The organism is Vibrio sp. Vb0667 (genome assembly GCF_033391095.1).
Genome location: NZ_JAWPOL010000004.1, coordinates 58,862 through 75,442 on the forward strand (window position 1 = coordinate 58,862; position 16,581 = coordinate 75,442).

Sequence of the window (16,581 nt, forward strand, 5' to 3'; positions counted from 1 at the left end):
CGTTTAACGTACGCTTTTTTTGATGGCTTCTAAGTAGGCGCGTTGCGCTTCTTCGTTAGAAAGCAGCAAGAAGTTCGGAGCCGACAAACCATAGAACTTATTGATGTCACTCGCGCCGGAGGCTTCTTTCGAGAGCAAACTGCCAGAGCTCAACAAGTACTTGGCGTACAAATCAGGCGCCTCTTGCAGTAACTCGCGTGCCAGTTTTGTCTCTAACCCTTCGCCTTCCAATCGGTTGAGTTGCTCTGCAATGCTTTTGGCCACGATGGCGTAAAGCGATGCTGAAGAGGCAATGCCCTTCGCTGCCATAGATTCTACAATCGCTGCGATATCCAGTTGCAGTGTGATGGTGGTAAACATCTGACCGAGCGCCAATTCATTGTCGACTTTGATGCGTTGGTCGAGCAGTTCATCGCAATCCACTGGAATTGTTTTTGCGCCGTGTTTTTCGGCAGCATGGTCTGTTGCAAAGCGGAAGCGCTCTGGCCAAACTCGCGCCGCGTCGTTGTCTTTCATCGCGAGCGTCATTCTGCCCTGTTGATCAAATGCAACGATGGCGTTTTGCTGGTTGGACTCCAATGCGATGCCATAACGAAGCCACAAGGTGAGGTGCACTTGGCATAATAGATCGACGTAATCTTGGAACCACGCCAGCGTATCTTGTTGATAGTAATGTTCTGCCAAATGTTCTAAGAACAAGCGGTCGTCAGGCATTGGGCTTGCTAGTGCTGCAACCGGAACTAACGCTTTGTCTTCGCAATGAGTAAGTGGGTACTCACGTACGATGTACGCGAAGGTTTTATCATCGCCGATGTGTCCACCGTGTTTTTCGTTGCAATGGAACAAGCGACTGTTTAAGTCGGCGTCCGTTTGTTCAAGGTGGCTGAGTAGGCGTTCAAACCAGTGGCCGTCATACAGTGTTGAAGGCTTGATTAAGCGAATATTTTTCGTGCCTAGCGATCGCATGATCAGCGGAACCTTGATGTGAATGTGCGGTGCCTCGTTGACGACCACAGTACGAACGGAAAGCGTCGGCGTCACGTCTAGATACGTTAAAGGCGCTTCTATCACACCTTCGGGTAAGGCTTCTAAAGATCGCAGGGTGAGCGGATGTGCAGGGAACAGAACGTGGCTCAGTGCAAAATCAGCAGGAAGCCCCACTTGCTCCATTGTTGGCCAGCAATCAGGTTGTCCGCTGGTTAATGTCACCAGTGATTTTTCAATCGCAATCCAATGCAGAGCAAAGCTTTGTGCGAACTCGGGCGCGTACTTAGCAAGGTCTTCATCGCTCAGGCCAAACTTCGCCCGCGCAGTTGGATAGTACGGGTGGTCAAGGTAAGAAGCGATCTGGTCGGCTAGCAGCAGTTTTTGATGCCAAGAACCAAGCTCGGATATTGGTTGAGAAATGTGGTCTGCATGATGATGAAACGCTTGGTCACACAGCGCTTTGTGTTTCTCTGCACATTCCAGTTCTTGAAGGTATCCCGCCAGCAACTCGTGAGAGCTCTCGTGCGCCAGTGTCGTTAGTAGCGCAATCCACTCTTTGTAATGCTGTTGATGCTCGACTTGGCCATTTTTCTCCACCCACCAACCTGGTGGTGTTTCGTCATTGGCGTGACCGTAGCGCCAGTGCTGCATGTAATACGTTGGCGCAACAGGTAAATACAACGTGAAATCAGAGTTGGCAAATATCAGCCAGACTTGCTCGTCTTGAGGAACAATTACCCCTTTTGGCGCGTCTCTACTGAACTTGGCCTTCGACAAAATGCCAAACATGTCTTCGCGCAAGCAAGTGTCGATCAATCGTTGCGTTAGATACAAAGCGTTGTCATTCATGCTGCCACCTCACGAGTCGGAGCTAGATCGAAATTGCTAAGCGCGTTCTGCAGCGCTTGGTCGAGGTTTCGCCCTGATGGTGAGACAATCGAAATTCGGGCGAGATAATCCTTATTGGAATAACTCTGTTGGAAGTGTTCTCCAGCGGTTTTTAGTACCTGTTGCTGGGTGATGATATCGTCATCGTGTTGGATGAACGACGTCGAACCTCCGTCAATCACACCACTGTGTTCCGCAACTACGTAGTGCACGTGCGCTGACCCATGAATTTGGTAATCGCCGTCCAATCTTCGACCCAGATGCAGACCCAAAATCGTGCTAAACCAACCGAAGGGAGCGAGATTGTTGAGCAAGAATTCGCGGCCATCTCCAATACTGCGGTAGTTAATTTCCACCAGAACCGGGCCATTTTCCGTAATAATAAATTCGCTGTGGCAAACTCCAAAACCAACGCCGAACGCTTTCAGTTGAGCCAAGCAAGCTTCTCGGTGAGCAATGCCGTTTGGTCCGTTCCAGTCTGCGGCGGTTTCGATAAAGTAAGGCGGCTCAGAGAGCGACACATCAAAACCGCCCACGGCGATAAGTTGGTTACCGTCTCCTAAAGTTTCGAGCGTAACCAACGGTCCTTGAAGAAACTGCTCCACCAGAATGGCGGCGTTTGGGTGCTTTTGCCAAAACGCCTCGCAGTAAGCATCGAGCTCGCTTTGGGAGTCACAGCGCTGTACATCTAAACTTGCCACGCCTTCTTTGGGTTTTGCTACGACAGGGAAGGCCATGCCTAATGCCACATTCGAATGGCGATGCAGCAAACAGCTTTGTGTGTTGGGTAAGGATTTTTCATTTAACACCTGTCGAGTTAAGTGTTTGTTTTTGGCCTTTAACGTGACAGACCAATCTTTGGATGGGAGGCCAAAAAATTGCGCGCAGATGGCGGTGGAAGTTTGTAAGTGATCACTATTGCTGAAAATAGCGTCTGGCTTTAATTCATGCTCCGTGATGGTTTCGATGAGTTCTAATGGGTTGAAGACATCACATTCTAGAATGGTATCCGGATTAAAGTGACTATCACGACTCGCCAGCTCTAAATGGCTTAGCTTGTGGTCGGTGATAAGAACGACGTGAAGGTCCATCGCTTTAGCTGCAGGCACAAAGCCGTGAGTGACTGCATCGTTAACGACATGACTTACGATAATCATCGTAGATTTCATGAGCTTTCCTAATTTTCTAACATTTTCTTCTAACGTTGATAAAGTCGCTCACGGTCGTCTTCCAATGTGCCTCTCTCGAGACGGAGGGCAGAAGTTTTAGTATTTATTGTTATGATATTTGGTTTTTTTTGTTGTTAGTTGTGTTTTTAGGGTAAATAAATATAGAGCATAAAATTAATATTGCAAATAGAAATAATATTTGTTCTTATTTCCATCCGTTGGCTTTATAACAACTAAACGGAATTATGGAATGAATAAATTATTGACCCTGACCCCCTTGGCGGTCGCGATTGGTTCTTCATTAGTAGCACCAAGCGCAGTGGCTTCAGAAGAGACGAACTCAACCTCATCAGCAACTGAAACGATTCAAGTCTTCGGTCATCAGTACGAAGGTTATGCTGAACACATGCCTCAATCAGGCACCAAAACCGATGTGGAATGGCTTGATGTGCCACAAGCGGTATCCGTAGTAACGAAAACAGAAATGCAAGACCGAGGCGCGGTGCGTTTAGTGGATGCGCTAGATGGGGTAGCCGGGGTCAATAACACCTTGGGCGAAGGCAGCCGCGATCAGTTCATGATCCGTGGTTTTGATTCACTCAACGATATGTACCGTGATGGCTTGCGAGATGACGGTACGTTGCAGTCTTACCGCAGCTTAGCGAACGTTGAACGCGTTGAAATTGTGAAAGGCCCTGCGGGTGCTTTGTATGGCCGCGGTTCGGCTGGGGGCATCATCAACTTGGTGACGAAACGCGCTAACGGTGAGAATTTTACTCACGTAAACGGTAGTGTAGGCAGCAACAACCAGTATGTTGGTCAGGTCGACAGCTCAATGGCGTTTACAGATAAGGTCAACGGGCGTATTAACTTGGAATACCGTCAAGCCGACTCGTACGTTGATCATGTTGATTCAAACGATTTCTTCATTGCACCGACCATTCGTGTGTTACCAGCGGACGGTCACACCATTGATATTGACGTGGAATACGCCCATCAAGAACTAGTGCCGTATCGTGGTGTGCCATCAAAAAATGGCAAGCCAGTTGATTTGCCAGTAAGCACTTACTTTGGCGGCACAAACGACTATCAGGAGTCAGACAGTCTCCGTATTGCGGTGGATTACGAATGGCGTCTGAATGATCAATGGGTATGGAACAACCGAGCGGCGTTCAACCATATCGAACTTGAGCAAAAAGGCACGCGTCAGGGCAAAGTGACGGGTAATGAAGTGTCTCAAACCGTCAACAACTTTGGTTACGATCCACGTACTACGACCACTTTACAATCTGAGTTGGTTTGGGAAACCAGGGACAATCAATTGATGGTGGGTGCAGATTTCAACCAGATCGATATCGACCTAACGTTGGCAAGTGACAAAACGCTTCCTCCGCAAAATATATACGACCCAGTCGTTGGTCCAACGCCTGATCCGGGCTTTAAGCCATTTCGTGACAATACCACCACCACGACAGGTTTGTATGTGCAAGACGTCTATACGTGGGGCGACCTTTCTTTGATCGGTAACGTGCGTTACGACTCGATGGAGCTCGAACAACAAAAAGCGGGCTCAGATAAGGAAAAGTTGGATGATGACAAAGTCAGCTACCGTGCTGGTTTGGTATACCGCATCAATTCCGACACATCCGTATACGCCAGTTTAGCGCGCTCTTGGCAGTTACCGTACGCTGGTATCTACATCAATCCAAAATTGGCGGAATTCTTCCACACCGACTTAAAAGAGGTGGGTGCGAAAGCGTACCTTTTGGATAACGCATTAATGTTGAATGCGGCACTGTTCCAGATTGATCAAGAGCAACCACAAACTAACGTGGACGGCGATGTGATCGATAAAATTGAAGTGCGTCACCAAGGCATTGAATTAGAGGCTCGCGGCCAAATCACCAAACAGTGGGACATCTCTGTTGGTTACAGCTACTTAGATGCGGAAGACAAAGCCACAGGCAAAAAGCCTAACGATGTATCAGACCACTTGTTCTCTCTTTGGAGCACTTACCAATTGGATGACAACTGGCGTTTAGGCGGTGGTGTGAAGTACGTGGGCGACCGTTACGCAGGTAACGACGAAGCCGTCGCACTTGGCGATTACACAACGGTGGATTTGATGGCGGCGTACACCACTGGTCGTCACAAAATCCAAGCGAACGCTTACAACATTTTGGATGAGAAATACATTCTTGGCGCAACAAACGGCACGTCTGGCTTAAACCAGATTGGCTACGGCGCACCAGCCGAGTTCATGCTCAGCTACGGATATCAGTTCTAGGCTTTTTGTGCGTAGTTAGCGCCTGTTAGCCGATTTTTGCCTCATATTGAGGATGTTTAGCCCCTAGAGCCTACGGGATGTATTCTGCCCGAGGCTCAATTTCTCGCAAAGGAGATCTTAATGTCTTACCAGAATTTGGATGGTAAAGTGCGTGTACGTGCTGGTTTGTCTACCACTTACAGTGTGCTTGCGATTGCAATCGCTTCTGCCACATCCATGAGCGCGGTTGCTGCTCCTGCTAAAAAAGAACAAACTACCACGATGGAAACCGTCGTTGTCACTGGTAGCGTGATTGGTAAATCTGAAATTGAAGACGTCAAAGAGTACCCAGGTGCTCGTACCGTCATTACCCGCGATCAAATCGAGAAAACCGCCGCAGGCTCGATTGATAACGCGCTACAGCGCGTGCCGGGTATTAAAGTTCAGGATGAAAGCGGAACGGGCGTATTGCCTAACATTTCCGTACGTGGTTTGAAAGCAAGCCGTAGTGGTCATGCTCAGTTCTTGATGGATGGTGTACCGCTAACACTTGCGCCATATGGTCACACTGGTCAGTCTATCTTCCCAGCAACACTGTCGATGCTTGATCGTATTGACATTGTACGCGGTGGTGCCGCAGTACAGTACGGCCCAAACAACGTCGGTGGTGTGATCAACTTAGTGACCAAACCGATTCCACACACGTGGCAAACTGAAATCAGTAACCGCCTTACCGTTTTTGATGGCGGTGATGCGCCGCTGAATGATTTTTACCTACGCACGGGCGGCTGGTTAAGCGACACATTTGCACTACAGTTGGAAGGTAACTTCCTAAAAGGTGAAAGCTTCCGTGAACATTCCGATACGGACGTGAAGAACTTCCAAGCCAAAGCACAGTGGCTACTGAGTGACACTCAAGAGATTCAAGCATTCCTGCAACGTTACGATGCTGAAACGCAAATGCCGGGCGCACTTTCGCCACAAGATTACGAGCAAGATCGTCACCAATCGAAACGTCCTTACGATGATTATGAAGGTAAGTCGACGCGCTGGAGTGTTAAGTACATCCACGATTTGCCATTTGCCGACAGTGCCGAGCTAGAAGTGCTAACGTTTGGCCATAAGTCAGAGCGTCTTTTCAAGTGGGGCTTTAACAGCGCGGGTGGCCATTGGGCGGATCCGGCTCTGCCAGCGACGGACGTTCGTACCTCTCCACGTGAATTTACCGTGTATGGTATAGAGCCAAAAATGGCGATGTACTTTGGCGAAGGTAAATCCGTTACTCAAAACTGGATCGTGGGTACCCGTTATGTTAATGAAGACATTGACTACAAACTCACTCAGACTCCAATCGCCGGTGGTGCAACCAGCGTTCCGCGTGATTGGCATCTAGATACGGACGCGTTTGCTGGATACGTTAGCAACGAAATTGGTTTGTTCAATGATACATTGAAGGTAACGCCTGGGTTGCGTGTTGAGTCGGTTCGAATGACGTTTACCGATCGTGGTAAAAAACAAACGGCAGACAACACCGTGACGGAATGGTTGCCAGGTTTGACGGTGGCATACAACTTAACTGACCAGTGGGTGACGTATGCGAACGCGCAAAAATCACTTCGTGCGCCACAAATTGCCTACATCCGAGGTTTGGGTGAAGAAGGTAGCGAACTGGCTTGGAACTACGAAGTCGGCGCGCGTTACACCCAAGATGCGACCAGCTTTAACGCTGCACTTTATCGCATCGACTTTGAAGATCAATTGCAATGGCAAAGCTCAACGCAGACCTTCGATAACATCGGAAAAACACTTCACCAAGGCATAGAGCTTTCTGCTCGTTACGTGCCTGAAGCACTACCTGCACTGAGTTTAGGCGCAAGCTACAACTATCTAGACGCTACGCTTGAAGAAGAAGGCGCGAATAAAGGTAATCAACTGCCTTACACCTCTAAGCATCAGCTTGGTTGGGATGCAACCTACGCATTTTACGGCATGGACACCACGCTATCGGGCTTCTACTTTAGTGATTCGTATACCGATAACGCCAACACCAGTGCCGAAGATGCAACTGGCGCAACGGGTAAAGTACCATCTTACATGGTGTGGAACTTCAACTTGGGGACGGATTTATACAAAGACGACAAAGGCAAGTTACGCATGAATGTTGCGGTGAACAACTTGTTTGACGAGGAGTATTACTTCCGCGGGATTGATACAAGCCCAGTTGGTCGGTACCCAGCTCCGGGACGCTCTTACACACTGGATCTGAACTATCAGTTTTAAGCGTTTCGTTCACCGAGTTTGAAAAGAAAAGTCGCCAATTTACCTTGGCGACTTTGCCGATCTTAGGTAATGGAAAACTCTTAGCACTGGAAAAAAGCAAGATGAAAAATAAAAAACAATTTACGATCAAACACTTTTCAACAGTTTTGCTGATGCTGTTGAGCTCAGCTTTGATGTCATTTAGCGCATTTTCTCAGGCGCGCAGCGTGCAAGATGAGCAAGGCACTTTTGAGCTAGAAGCGATACCTCAACGTATTGTGGTTTTAGAATTTTCGTTTGTCGATGCATTAGCGGCAGTCGATGTCTCACCTGTAGGCGTCGCCGATGACAACGATGTCACACGAGTCATCCCTGCTGTTCGCGCCAAGATTGAACCTTGGCAATCGGTCGGCATGCGTTCACAACCGAGTTTAGAGGCGATCGCGGTGCTCAAGCCTGATATGATCATTGCCGATGCCGAACGTCATCGCGCTATTTATCAAGATTTGCAGCGAATTGCGCCAACTTTGCTATTAAAAAGTCGTGGTGAGACATATCAAGAAAACCTCGAATCTGCACAGAAAATCGGCGTGGCAATTGGCAAACAAGCGAAAATGACACAACGCATTGAGCAGCACAAACAGACAATGGCGGAGTTCAAACAGCATTTTGCAACACAAGAAACCATTCAGTTTGGTGTGGTTTCTGACAAAGGGATGTGGCTGCATAGCCCGGCTTCTTACGCTGGGGGCGTTTTGAGTACGCTGGGCATCCAAAGCCCGCTGGCTCCATCTGAGCAAAAAGCGTATATCCCAACCAGTTTTGAACTTTTACTAAAAACCAACCCTGATTGGTTGTTAGTTGGACTTTACTCTCAACCAAATATTGTGGATGAGTGGCGCAAAAACCCATTATTTAAGCTGCTAATCGCTGCGAAAAAACAGCAACTTGTTGAGGTCTCTCCTGAACTGTGGTCGTTAAATCGCGGCATGTTGGCTGCGGAAGAAATTGCCCGCAATCTTGAAGCGTTATTGGAGCGCTCATGAGTTCGGCGATAAGCTCGGAAAGCGCGTCTTCGGTTAGCAAATCGCATTGGAAAGCGAGCTTGTTTGTCTGTGCTATGGCGTTGTGTACGCTCTCAGGCTATGCAGCCTCAATGATTGGCTGGTCCAACTTTTCTTTGAGCGTTAATGATCTGACAAGCTATTGGTTTGCGTTTGATGAGGGCAATATGCTGCATCAAATCCTCGCGACGCTGCGTGCGCCTCGTGCCTATGCTGGGTTATTAATTGGCGCTTCGCTTGCGGTATCCGGAGTGCTGATGCAAGGATTAACTCGTAACCCTTTGGCGTCGCCATCCATTCTCGGCATTAATGCTGGTGCGGCTTGTTTTATGGCCTTGGCGTCTATCGGCGTACCATTCTTTAGTCAATTGAACCCAATCATCAACGCAGTACTCGGCGCGCTACTAAGTGGTGGTGCGGTCATGTTGTTGGGCGGTTTTTTTTCCGCGCGTTCTCACCCATTGCGTTTAGTGCTAGCGGGCATTGCCATCAGTGCACTGCTGATAGGGTTAACTCGTGCGTCGGTAATTTTGGCGGATGACATGGCTTACAGCGTGTTGCATTGGTTAACGGGTTCACTCTCCGCGGTAGATTCTGAACAGTGGCAGCAACTGTGGCCTTTTGCGACTTTAGGTTTGGTGCTCGCCATGGGCTTAGCGCGAAACTTAAATTTACTCGCGTTGGGGGACGAAGTTGCTGTTGGGCTAGGTGGTAACATTCGTCTTACGCGATTTATCAGTGGTTTAGCGGTTGTGCTGTTGGCAGGAACTAGCGTAGCGATTGCTGGGCCAATTGGCTTTGTCGGGTTGTTAGTGCCGCACTTGGTACGCCCAATTGTTGGTCACAACTATCACATTCTCATTCCGGTTTCCGCCTTGTGTGGCGCGGCATTGGTGACGTGGTCAGATGCTTTATCACGAGCGATTGCTTTTCCGGCTGAAACGCCAGTGGGCGTGATTACCGCGCTGTTGGGCACACCTTGCTTTATCGCGATTGCAATGAGGAAATCATCATGATGAATCAAACCAAACTGTTTGCATTAGTTGGATTGTTGCTGATTGCGTCTTCTCTCACGCTGTTTGTTGGCGCGGCGAACATGTCGGCTCAACAGGTTTTTGCATTGCTGTTTTCTTTCTCTGATTCGGACTTTGTGATTCACCAATATCGATTGCCGAGAATGTTGCTCGCCATTGGCGTGGGCGCTGGGTTGGGGCTGTCAGGCGTTTTAGTGCAAGGCGTCATCCGTAATCCACTTGCCTCACCAGATTTAATGGGGATAAGCGCTGGAGCAGGACTGGCGGCTACCGCTTGTTTGGTGCTGTATCCAAATGCGCCAGTGGCAATGTTGCCGATGGTCGCCATGGCGGGAGGCTTGCTTGCTGCTGGCTTTATTGCTGTGCTGGCTTACTGGTCAAAACCAACACCTGCACGTTTGGCGCTGATTGGTGTTGCTGTCAGCGCATTTTTAGCCAGCGGTATCGATTTTCTTCTGATTGTGCACCCTATCGAAATCAACACGGCGATGGTATGGCTAACCGGCAGTTTGTGGGGACGAAACTGGCAACAAGTGCCGTTTATTTGTAGTGCTCTATTGCTGCTACTGCCATTGGCGTTTTGGCTGGCATGGCGGTTAGATGTGATGGGACTGGGAGAAGAAAGTGCCACTACACTTGGCACGAAACCAAGACAGATCCAAATTCTTGCGTTGATTGCTGCCGTGCTATTGGCGAGCATCAGTGTGTCTGTGGCAGGCACGATCAGCTTTGTTGGCCTGCTTGCGCCGCATCTTGCGCGTTTGCTGTTTGGCCACAACCACAAGTTGTTGATTCCAGCCTCTGCAACCCTTGGCGCTTTGTTGGTGATTTGCGCCGATGGTTTAGCGAGAGGCTTACAGCCGCCAATTGAGCTACCAGCGGGAGTGCTAACATCTGTTATTGGCGCACCATATTTCATTTTTCTTTTGTATCGTTATAGAGGTTGGTAAGCATGTTACGAACGCAGAATTTATCCGTCGCGTACGGCAAACAGACCATTATTCCGGATCTCTCTTTGTCGATTCCTCAAGGTAAAATTACCGCACTAGTTGGTCCAAATGGTTGCGGTAAATCGACACTATTAAAAACCTTGGTACGCATCAATAAACCCGCTTCTGGCCAAGTGTTGTATGACGACAAACCACTAAGCAGCTACGGGGATAAACGCTTGGCGCGTTCGTTGTCTTTGCTGCCGCAGATTCTTGTCAGTCCTGAAGGTATTACCGTCAGAAAACTGGTCGAATATGGCCGCTCGCCTTATCTCTCTCATTGGGGCCGGTTAAGTCAACAAGACAAGACCTTAGTCGAGCAAGCAATGCAAGATACTGGCGTGATTGAGTTTGCTGACAAGCCAGTTGAATCGTTGTCTGGTGGTCAAAGGCAAAGGGCGTGGATTGCGATGGTAATGGCGCAAGATACCGACGTAGTGATGCTTGATGAGCCAACCACTTACTTGGATCTCTCTCACCAAGTTGAGCTGATGAAACTCATGAGGCAGATGAACGACAAAGGCAAAACTGTGGTGGTAGTGCTGCACGATCTAAACCAAGCGTGCCGTTACTGCGATCATTTGGTGGTGTTGGAAAAAGGTCAGTTAGTCACGCAGGGAACGCCGCAAGAAGTACTGACAGAAGGCATGTTGGCATCGGTGTTTGATTTACAAGCGAGAGTATTTAATGACCCAATCTCAGGCACGCCGATGTGTGTGGCGGTGTAGGTTTACGTCTTTCGAAAGCTATCTGCAATAAAAACGTCGATCCATAAAAACAAACCCCGCTAGTAACAAAGTTGCTAGCGGGGTTTGTTGTTTTTAAGAGCGTCCTTAATGTGGTGTTTAAGCCAGTTTAAACGTCGCCACTTTCGAGTTGAGATCCTCAGCTTGCGATTTCAGCTCAGCAGATTGATTCATCGATTCTTCGGCACCAACTACCAAGTGATCGGTCACATCTTTAATGGACGTGACGTTTTGCGTGATTTCATTGGTTACGTGCGTTTGCTCTTCGGCGGCGGTCGCGATTTGCGTTGCCATATCGCTGATCAGCGCAACGGCCGCGTTGATTTCATCCAGAGCCAGTGCTGCGCGATCTGCATCTTCCACCGAACCTTGCGCGAGCTGAGAGCTTGTATCCATGATGGTCACAGCGCGTTGTGTGGTTTGCTGCAAAGTCTCGATCGTCGAGCGAATCTCTTCGGTTGAGGTGTGTGTGCGTTGTGATAGCACGCGAACCTCGTCTGCAACAACGGCAAAACCGCGACCTTGTTCACCTGCACGCGCCGCTTCAATCGCCGCATTCAGAGCCAGTAAGTTGGTTTGTTCTGCGATGTCTCGAATCGTTGATAGTACGGTTGAGATGTCTTGCGCGTGCTGGTTGAGCTCGCCGATGACAACGCTCGCTTGGTTGACTTCAGAAGACAAATTGTTGATGGATGACTTGGAGTTGATCACTAACTCATGACCATTTTGTGTGCTTGCTGAAGAGTCTTGAGCGGCTTTAGCCGTCTGCTCTGCATGTGCTGCAATCTCTTGCGTTGCCGATGCCATTTCAGTCACAGCGGTCGCCACCATAGTGATTTCTTGTTGCTGATGGTTCAGATCGGAAACCGATTGATTCGCGCGAGTCGTGCTCAGCTCCGATTGTTGGCTCAGTTCTTCCGCTTGGTGACGAATGTGACCAATAAGTTGCTGCAAACTTTCAACGAACTGGTTGAAGTTTTCAGCCAGCTCACCAACTTCGTCACGGTTTTCTACTTTGATGCGTTGAGTTAGGTCGCCGCTACCGTTTGCGATTTGTGCAAGCGCATTCGAAACGTTGTAGAGCGGACGGAACAAGATGTTACATAGCAGATTAAACAAAGCTACACAGATAACGACGACGATGGTGGTTGCGATGATCTGATCCCAAACAGCATCGTAGAGTGGGGCAACCAACGAGTTTTGATCTAACACCGTCACTGTTGTGAGCTGGGTACCCTCTATGTGGCGCGCGTAAATCACATATTCGGTGCCGTTAATAGAGACGCGACGCTCTGTACCTGAACGTGCGGCAGACGTAATGTCGTTGCTGTTGAGGCCTAGCTTGCTAACCGGTTGATTCAGCAGTTTACCGTTGTTATGAGTGAAAATATTGCCCTGTTCATTGGCAATAAACATATAACCTGCACCCGGTAGGATCACTTGGTTCAGACTGTTCAGGATATCACCGATCTCTACGTCAGCACCCAGAACGACGGTTTGACCATGCAATTGCAAGGCTTTACCGAGCGACACGACGTTAGCCCCCGTGGCTGCTGCGACGGTTGGGTTATCCATAAAGACTTTCGATGGGTTGGCGATTGCATTGGTATACCAACCCCACTTACGAGGATCGTTATTACCTGGTGGCAAAACCACCCCATTAGCGTTGTCTTGTGACCCGTCCGGGTAAGCGAGGAAAACGTTATCGAACGCGCCAGAGTCTCGGACTTGTTTCAAATGCGTAACCAGAGAACGTTTCTCTGAATCAGAAGAGAGTGAAGTTAGTGCCCGCTCTTTAGAGAGTAGCCAGTCCTTTACGTATTGATTGTAAGATGCGCTAGTGCTTTCTAGTCGCTGTGCGACTTCGACATCGAGCCTGTTTAATGAATCTCGAAAAGACAGCCCCTCTACCAGCACTCCCCCTAGAATGATGGCGGCACTGGCAGAGATTGCCAGTTTGTTTTTTAATGATAGATTTTTGAACATAAAGCGAATAATAGATCTTTGAATAATAGTTGTTGTGTTTTTATTCTCATCAGTGCTCTCTGCGCTGTTGAATATGCAGCAGAAAGTCAGATTCGAATCTGTTCAATAATTATATTTTATTGCTCAAAATAAATACTGACTCCATGTCGCGAATTTGAGTTTTACATCAAATAAGCAAAAGGATTTGGGACGATATTATTTATGTATTTGTAAAGTAAGGATTTGTCGATTTTTGTAAATGAGAATTGATTTCAATAAATGGTGATCTTTATCACATTTGTGTGTCTGATAATCCATTAAAAATGTGAAGGTTATAGCACCGGATATATATTGATTAGCTTAATCATTGTTATGGGCAATCGTTATGCGCAGTATATTGTTAGTCCCCGCGTTATTAGTGTCAGGGTGTGCTCTGATACAACAGTCGACGCCGATTCAACCTGACGCCAACTGGCACGTGGACCAGTTATCGAACGGTATGAAATACCATCTTTATCCAACAGAAGACCAAGAAGTTTCGGTCCGTTTGGTGATGAATATCGGCTCATTCCAAGAAACATCTTCTCAAAAGGGTTACGCTCACTTTGTTGAGCATATGGCGTTTAATGGTAGTGAGCATTTTACCGGTAACGACGTTGTCAAACTTTTCGAGCAATCTGGTGGTAGCTTTGGCGCTGATATCAACGCTTTTACCAGTTATCAGCAAACGTCTTACCAACTTGACCTTGCGAATAATACGAAGCTAGAAGATGCCCTGAAGTGGATGAGAGATATCGGTAACGGACTTGAGTTTGCTCCTGAGCAAGTAGAGAAAGAAAAAGGGGTGATTCTTGGGGAATGGCGACGTGCTAATCCAGATGATAAGTCCTTTTCTATGCATGCTTACCAAGCCTCGATTGAAGGCACTATGTATGGTGAACATGACCCAATTGGTACTCGCGAAGCGATTCAAAACGCTTCCTCGAGTAAGTTAAAGGCGTTTTACGACAAGTGGTACCAGCCACAAAATGCCGAGTTGATTGTGACTGGTAATATCGACGTAGATTCACTGTCCAAGATTATCAAAAGCAAGTTCTCGAACTGGGAAAGTACCTCGGATACGGTAATAGAGAAGCGCCGTGATATTCGAGTGAACAACGAAAACAGAATCTTGCCAAGTAACACGATGGAATCACCAAGTCTTCATTTAGTGATTGAGCGTGGTCTAAGTGGCAGCGCGACGATTGAGCAACAACATGAAGTGTGGCGTGATGAAGTCGCAACACAACTCATTCAACAGCGTTTGATCCGTGTACTCAGTGATGCCGCTGAACCTTTTCAATACGCTTATGCAGAGCCCTATTACTCTAACTATCAGCGTATGATGTCGGCAGGGATTTCGTTTGCACCAGATCGCCGCGAACAAATGCACCAGACTTTCATTCGTACCTTGGCGTCGTTAAGAGATTATGGTGCGACTCAATCCGAGTTAGATAGCGTTATGTCAAATTGGCAAGGTGAACTTGCAAATATTGATTCAGATTGGAGTCAGCGTAAGCCAAACAGTTACGCAGAAGCACGTGTTTTTCAAATTGGACAAGACAGTGTCAGCCAATCAAAAGAGAATTATGCCCAGAGTTTGGCAGAATTCATCAACAACGAGAATTTAGAGAGCATTAACACACAATTGACGGCTTTGTTATCTCAGCAGCCAAGCTTTTTTATTGGTTTGGGGAAAAGCGAAACGTCAGAACAGTTCAATGGTGTATTTGCCGCTCTAAACAGTGCCTATCTTCAAACTGGCGAAAAACCGTTAGAGATGTATGACAAAGTGGATGGATTCTTAAAGCCTACCCAGGAAGGCAGCATCACGAGCATGCGTCAGGAAGCGGATGGTTTTCAAGTCTATACGCTATCAAACGGTGTCGAAGTGTGGTTCCAAAAAGATACTAAAGCGGGTGGTCGAGCGTATATTTATTATGCGAGTCAAGGTGGTAAAGCCGCTGTTGCTCCGACGTTGTATGCCGCTTATGAAATCGCAGCAACAACGGCAATACGCAGTGGGTTAGGGGCATTTTCTGGTTCAGAGCTAGATAGCTACTTACGCAAAAACAACATTGCGCTTGGCGCGATGCTTGATGCGACCAGTCACGGAGCGCAAATTACGGCGCCAAATACGCACCTAACTGATGCTTTGAATGGACTATACAACCTAGCGACGGAGATTAAAGTCGACGAGCGCCAGATGGCGGCAGCGAAGCAAGAGTTTAAACAGCAGAGCGGCGCTTTTTTTGAATCACCGATGGGAAAACTGATTCAAAAAGCAAACGGCAATTCTTATTTGCCGGGGAGTCGTCATCGTATAGTGTCCAGTGATGATGTTGAACAAGTGACTTCCGAGCAGATACTAGCGGTGCATGAGCAACTTTTCAAAACCAATGATGGCTTTAAGATGGTTATTGTTGCAAACGTAGAGCCGGAAGAAATTACACAACTTTTGCGTAAGTATGTGGCCTCTATCGAAATGAAACCGAGTCGTTCGATTGATTATCACGTTGCGTTTAACCCGGAAGTGCCGGAGCGAACTGTGGTTGCGGATGGGCATGAACCTTCATCGTTGTATGTAATGCGTTTGACTAATACGAGCGATTACCAACGTACGGCAAGAGACACGGTTATCGAAGATATTTTGCAACGTATTAGTAATGCACGTGTTTTGGATATTGTGCGAGAAGAGTCTAGCCTTGATTACAGCCCGAGCATTTACACCATGACACAAGATCGCGAACCCATCTCTGATTGGCTCTTGGAGTCTCAAGTCGAGCCCGAAGACGTGGCACTTTTAGAGAGTAAACTGGGCAAAGTGTTTGATGATTTAGCGTCAAATATTACCCAAAAAGAAGTGGATACGGCCGCGAAACAATTGGCAGTCGCGATGCAAGGATTGGATGACAACCCAGCACAGAGATCATGGGCATATACTCGTTATTTGGTGCATGATTACGGCGTCGATGTGTTACTTGACGTTGAGAAAGTGGCTAAAAGTGTGACGTTAAATGAAGTGAAAGCGCATGCAAAATCAGCTTTTGGTCCACAAGCAAAACGCTCGGTGATGGTTTTAAATCCGGCCGAATAATCACGTAGTTTCTGACGAAAATCGTGGCAATAGTAATAAAAAAGACGGCGTGAAAGCCGTCTTTTTTAAGCACTTTAA

General features: G+C 47.8%; 10 protein-coding genes. 7 read left to right on the forward strand and 3 right to left on the reverse strand.

Annotated features, from left to right (window positions below):
- Window positions 1-3: 3 nt before the first annotated feature.
- Both R8269_RS07010 and R8269_RS07015 read right to left on the reverse strand, forming a co-directional pair.
- The gene (locus tag R8269_RS07010; protein WP_206959516.1) at window positions 4-1,836 is read right to left on the reverse strand and encodes an IucA/IucC family protein; all 1,833 of its coding nucleotides are present in this window, start codon (window positions 1,834-1,836) and stop codon (window positions 4-6) included.
- On the reverse strand, window positions 1,833-3,044 hold the full coding sequence (locus R8269_RS07015) for an ATP-grasp domain-containing protein (protein ID WP_213916992.1): 1,212 nt from the start codon (window positions 3,042-3,044) through the stop codon (window positions 1,833-1,835). Before R8269_RS07015 ends, R8269_RS07010 begins: the two co-directional genes overlap by 4 nt.
- A 250-nt stretch (window positions 3,045-3,294) precedes the next feature.
- Here R8269_RS07015 and R8269_RS07020 point away from each other — a divergent pair, with 250 nt between their 5' ends.
- The 6 genes from R8269_RS07020 (at window position 3,295) to fecE (ending at window position 11,384) form a co-directional block, all read left to right on the forward strand.
- Window positions 3,295-5,331, forward strand: a complete 2,037-nt coding sequence (locus tag R8269_RS07020; RefSeq protein ID WP_033906633.1) for a TonB-dependent receptor — start codon at window positions 3,295-3,297, stop codon at window positions 5,329-5,331.
- Window positions 5,332-5,451: 120 nt separating this feature from the next.
- On the forward strand, window positions 5,452-7,590 hold the full coding sequence (pvuA, locus tag R8269_RS07025) for a TonB-dependent siderophore vibrioferrin receptor PvuA (RefSeq protein ID WP_054576556.1): 2,139 nt from the start codon (window positions 5,452-5,454) through the stop codon (window positions 7,588-7,590).
- A 101-nt stretch (window positions 7,591-7,691) separates the two neighbouring features.
- A complete protein-coding gene (locus tag R8269_RS07030; protein ID WP_258476618.1) occupies window positions 7,692-8,615 on the forward strand; it encodes a Fe(3+) dicitrate ABC transporter substrate-binding protein FecB in 924 nt (307 codons plus the stop codon).
- A gap of 74 nt (window positions 8,616-8,689) precedes the next feature.
- Window positions 8,690-9,649 (forward strand): FecCD family ABC transporter permease, encoded by a 960-nt coding sequence (locus tag R8269_RS07035; RefSeq protein WP_370687806.1) that lies wholly within the window; start codon window positions 8,690-8,692, stop codon window positions 9,647-9,649.
- Window positions 9,646-10,617, forward strand: a complete 972-nt coding sequence (locus R8269_RS07040) for a FecCD family ABC transporter permease (RefSeq protein WP_132936230.1) — start codon at window positions 9,646-9,648, stop codon at window positions 10,615-10,617. The genes R8269_RS07035 and R8269_RS07040 overlap by 4 nt, the downstream gene beginning before the upstream one ends.
- A gap of 2 nt (window positions 10,618-10,619) precedes the next feature.
- Window positions 10,620-11,384 (forward strand): Fe(3+) dicitrate ABC transporter ATP-binding protein FecE, encoded by a 765-nt coding sequence (fecE, locus tag R8269_RS07045; protein WP_054575393.1) that lies wholly within the window; start codon window positions 10,620-10,622, stop codon window positions 11,382-11,384.
- 117 nt (window positions 11,385-11,501) lie between these two features.
- Here the strand turns inward: fecE and R8269_RS07050 are convergent, their stop codons facing one another.
- Complete coding sequence (locus R8269_RS07050) at window positions 11,502-13,388, reverse strand: methyl-accepting chemotaxis protein (RefSeq protein ID WP_132936231.1); 1,887 nt, start codon at window positions 13,386-13,388, stop codon at window positions 11,502-11,504.
- 364 nt (window positions 13,389-13,752) lie between these two features.
- On the opposite strand from R8269_RS07050, the gene R8269_RS07055 reads away from it, so the two are divergent.
- Window positions 13,753-16,503 carry a M16 family metallopeptidase gene (locus R8269_RS07055; RefSeq protein WP_318222490.1) on the forward strand — a complete coding sequence of 917 codons (2,751 nt, stop codon included), beginning with the start codon at window positions 13,753-13,755 and terminating at the stop codon, window positions 16,501-16,503.
- The last annotated feature ends 78 nt before the right edge of the window (window positions 16,504-16,581 follow it).

Excerpts from the sequence above, each read along its gene's own strand:
- R8269_RS07020 (WP_033906633.1), top strand. The coding sequence starts at position 3,295 with ATGAATAAATTATTGACCCTGACCCCCTTGGCGGTCGCGATTGGTTCT.
- R8269_RS07015 (WP_213916992.1), bottom strand. The coding sequence starts at position 3,044 with ATGAAATCTACGATGATTATCGTAAGTCATGTCGTTAACGATGCAGTC.
- fecE (WP_054575393.1), top strand. The coding sequence starts at position 10,620 with ATGTTACGAACGCAGAATTTATCCGTCGCGTACGGCAAACAGACCATT.
- pvuA (WP_054576556.1), top strand. The coding sequence starts at position 5,452 with ATGTCTTACCAGAATTTGGATGGTAAAGTGCGTGTACGTGCTGGTTTG.
- R8269_RS07030 (WP_258476618.1), top strand. The coding sequence starts at position 7,692 with ATGAAAAATAAAAAACAATTTACGATCAAACACTTTTCAACAGTTTTG.
- R8269_RS07035 (WP_370687806.1), top strand. The coding sequence starts at position 8,690 with ATGGCGTTGTGTACGCTCTCAGGCTATGCAGCCTCAATGATTGGCTGG.
- R8269_RS07055 (WP_318222490.1), top strand. The coding sequence starts at position 13,753 with ATGCGCAGTATATTGTTAGTCCCCGCGTTATTAGTGTCAGGGTGTGCT.
- R8269_RS07010 (WP_206959516.1), bottom strand. The coding sequence starts at position 1,836 with ATGAATGACAACGCTTTGTATCTAACGCAACGATTGATCGACACTTGC.
- R8269_RS07050 (WP_132936231.1), bottom strand. The coding sequence starts at position 13,388 with ATGTTCAAAAATCTATCATTAAAAAACAAACTGGCAATCTCTGCCAGT.
- R8269_RS07040 (WP_132936230.1), top strand. The coding sequence starts at position 9,646 with ATGATGAATCAAACCAAACTGTTTGCATTAGTTGGATTGTTGCTGATT.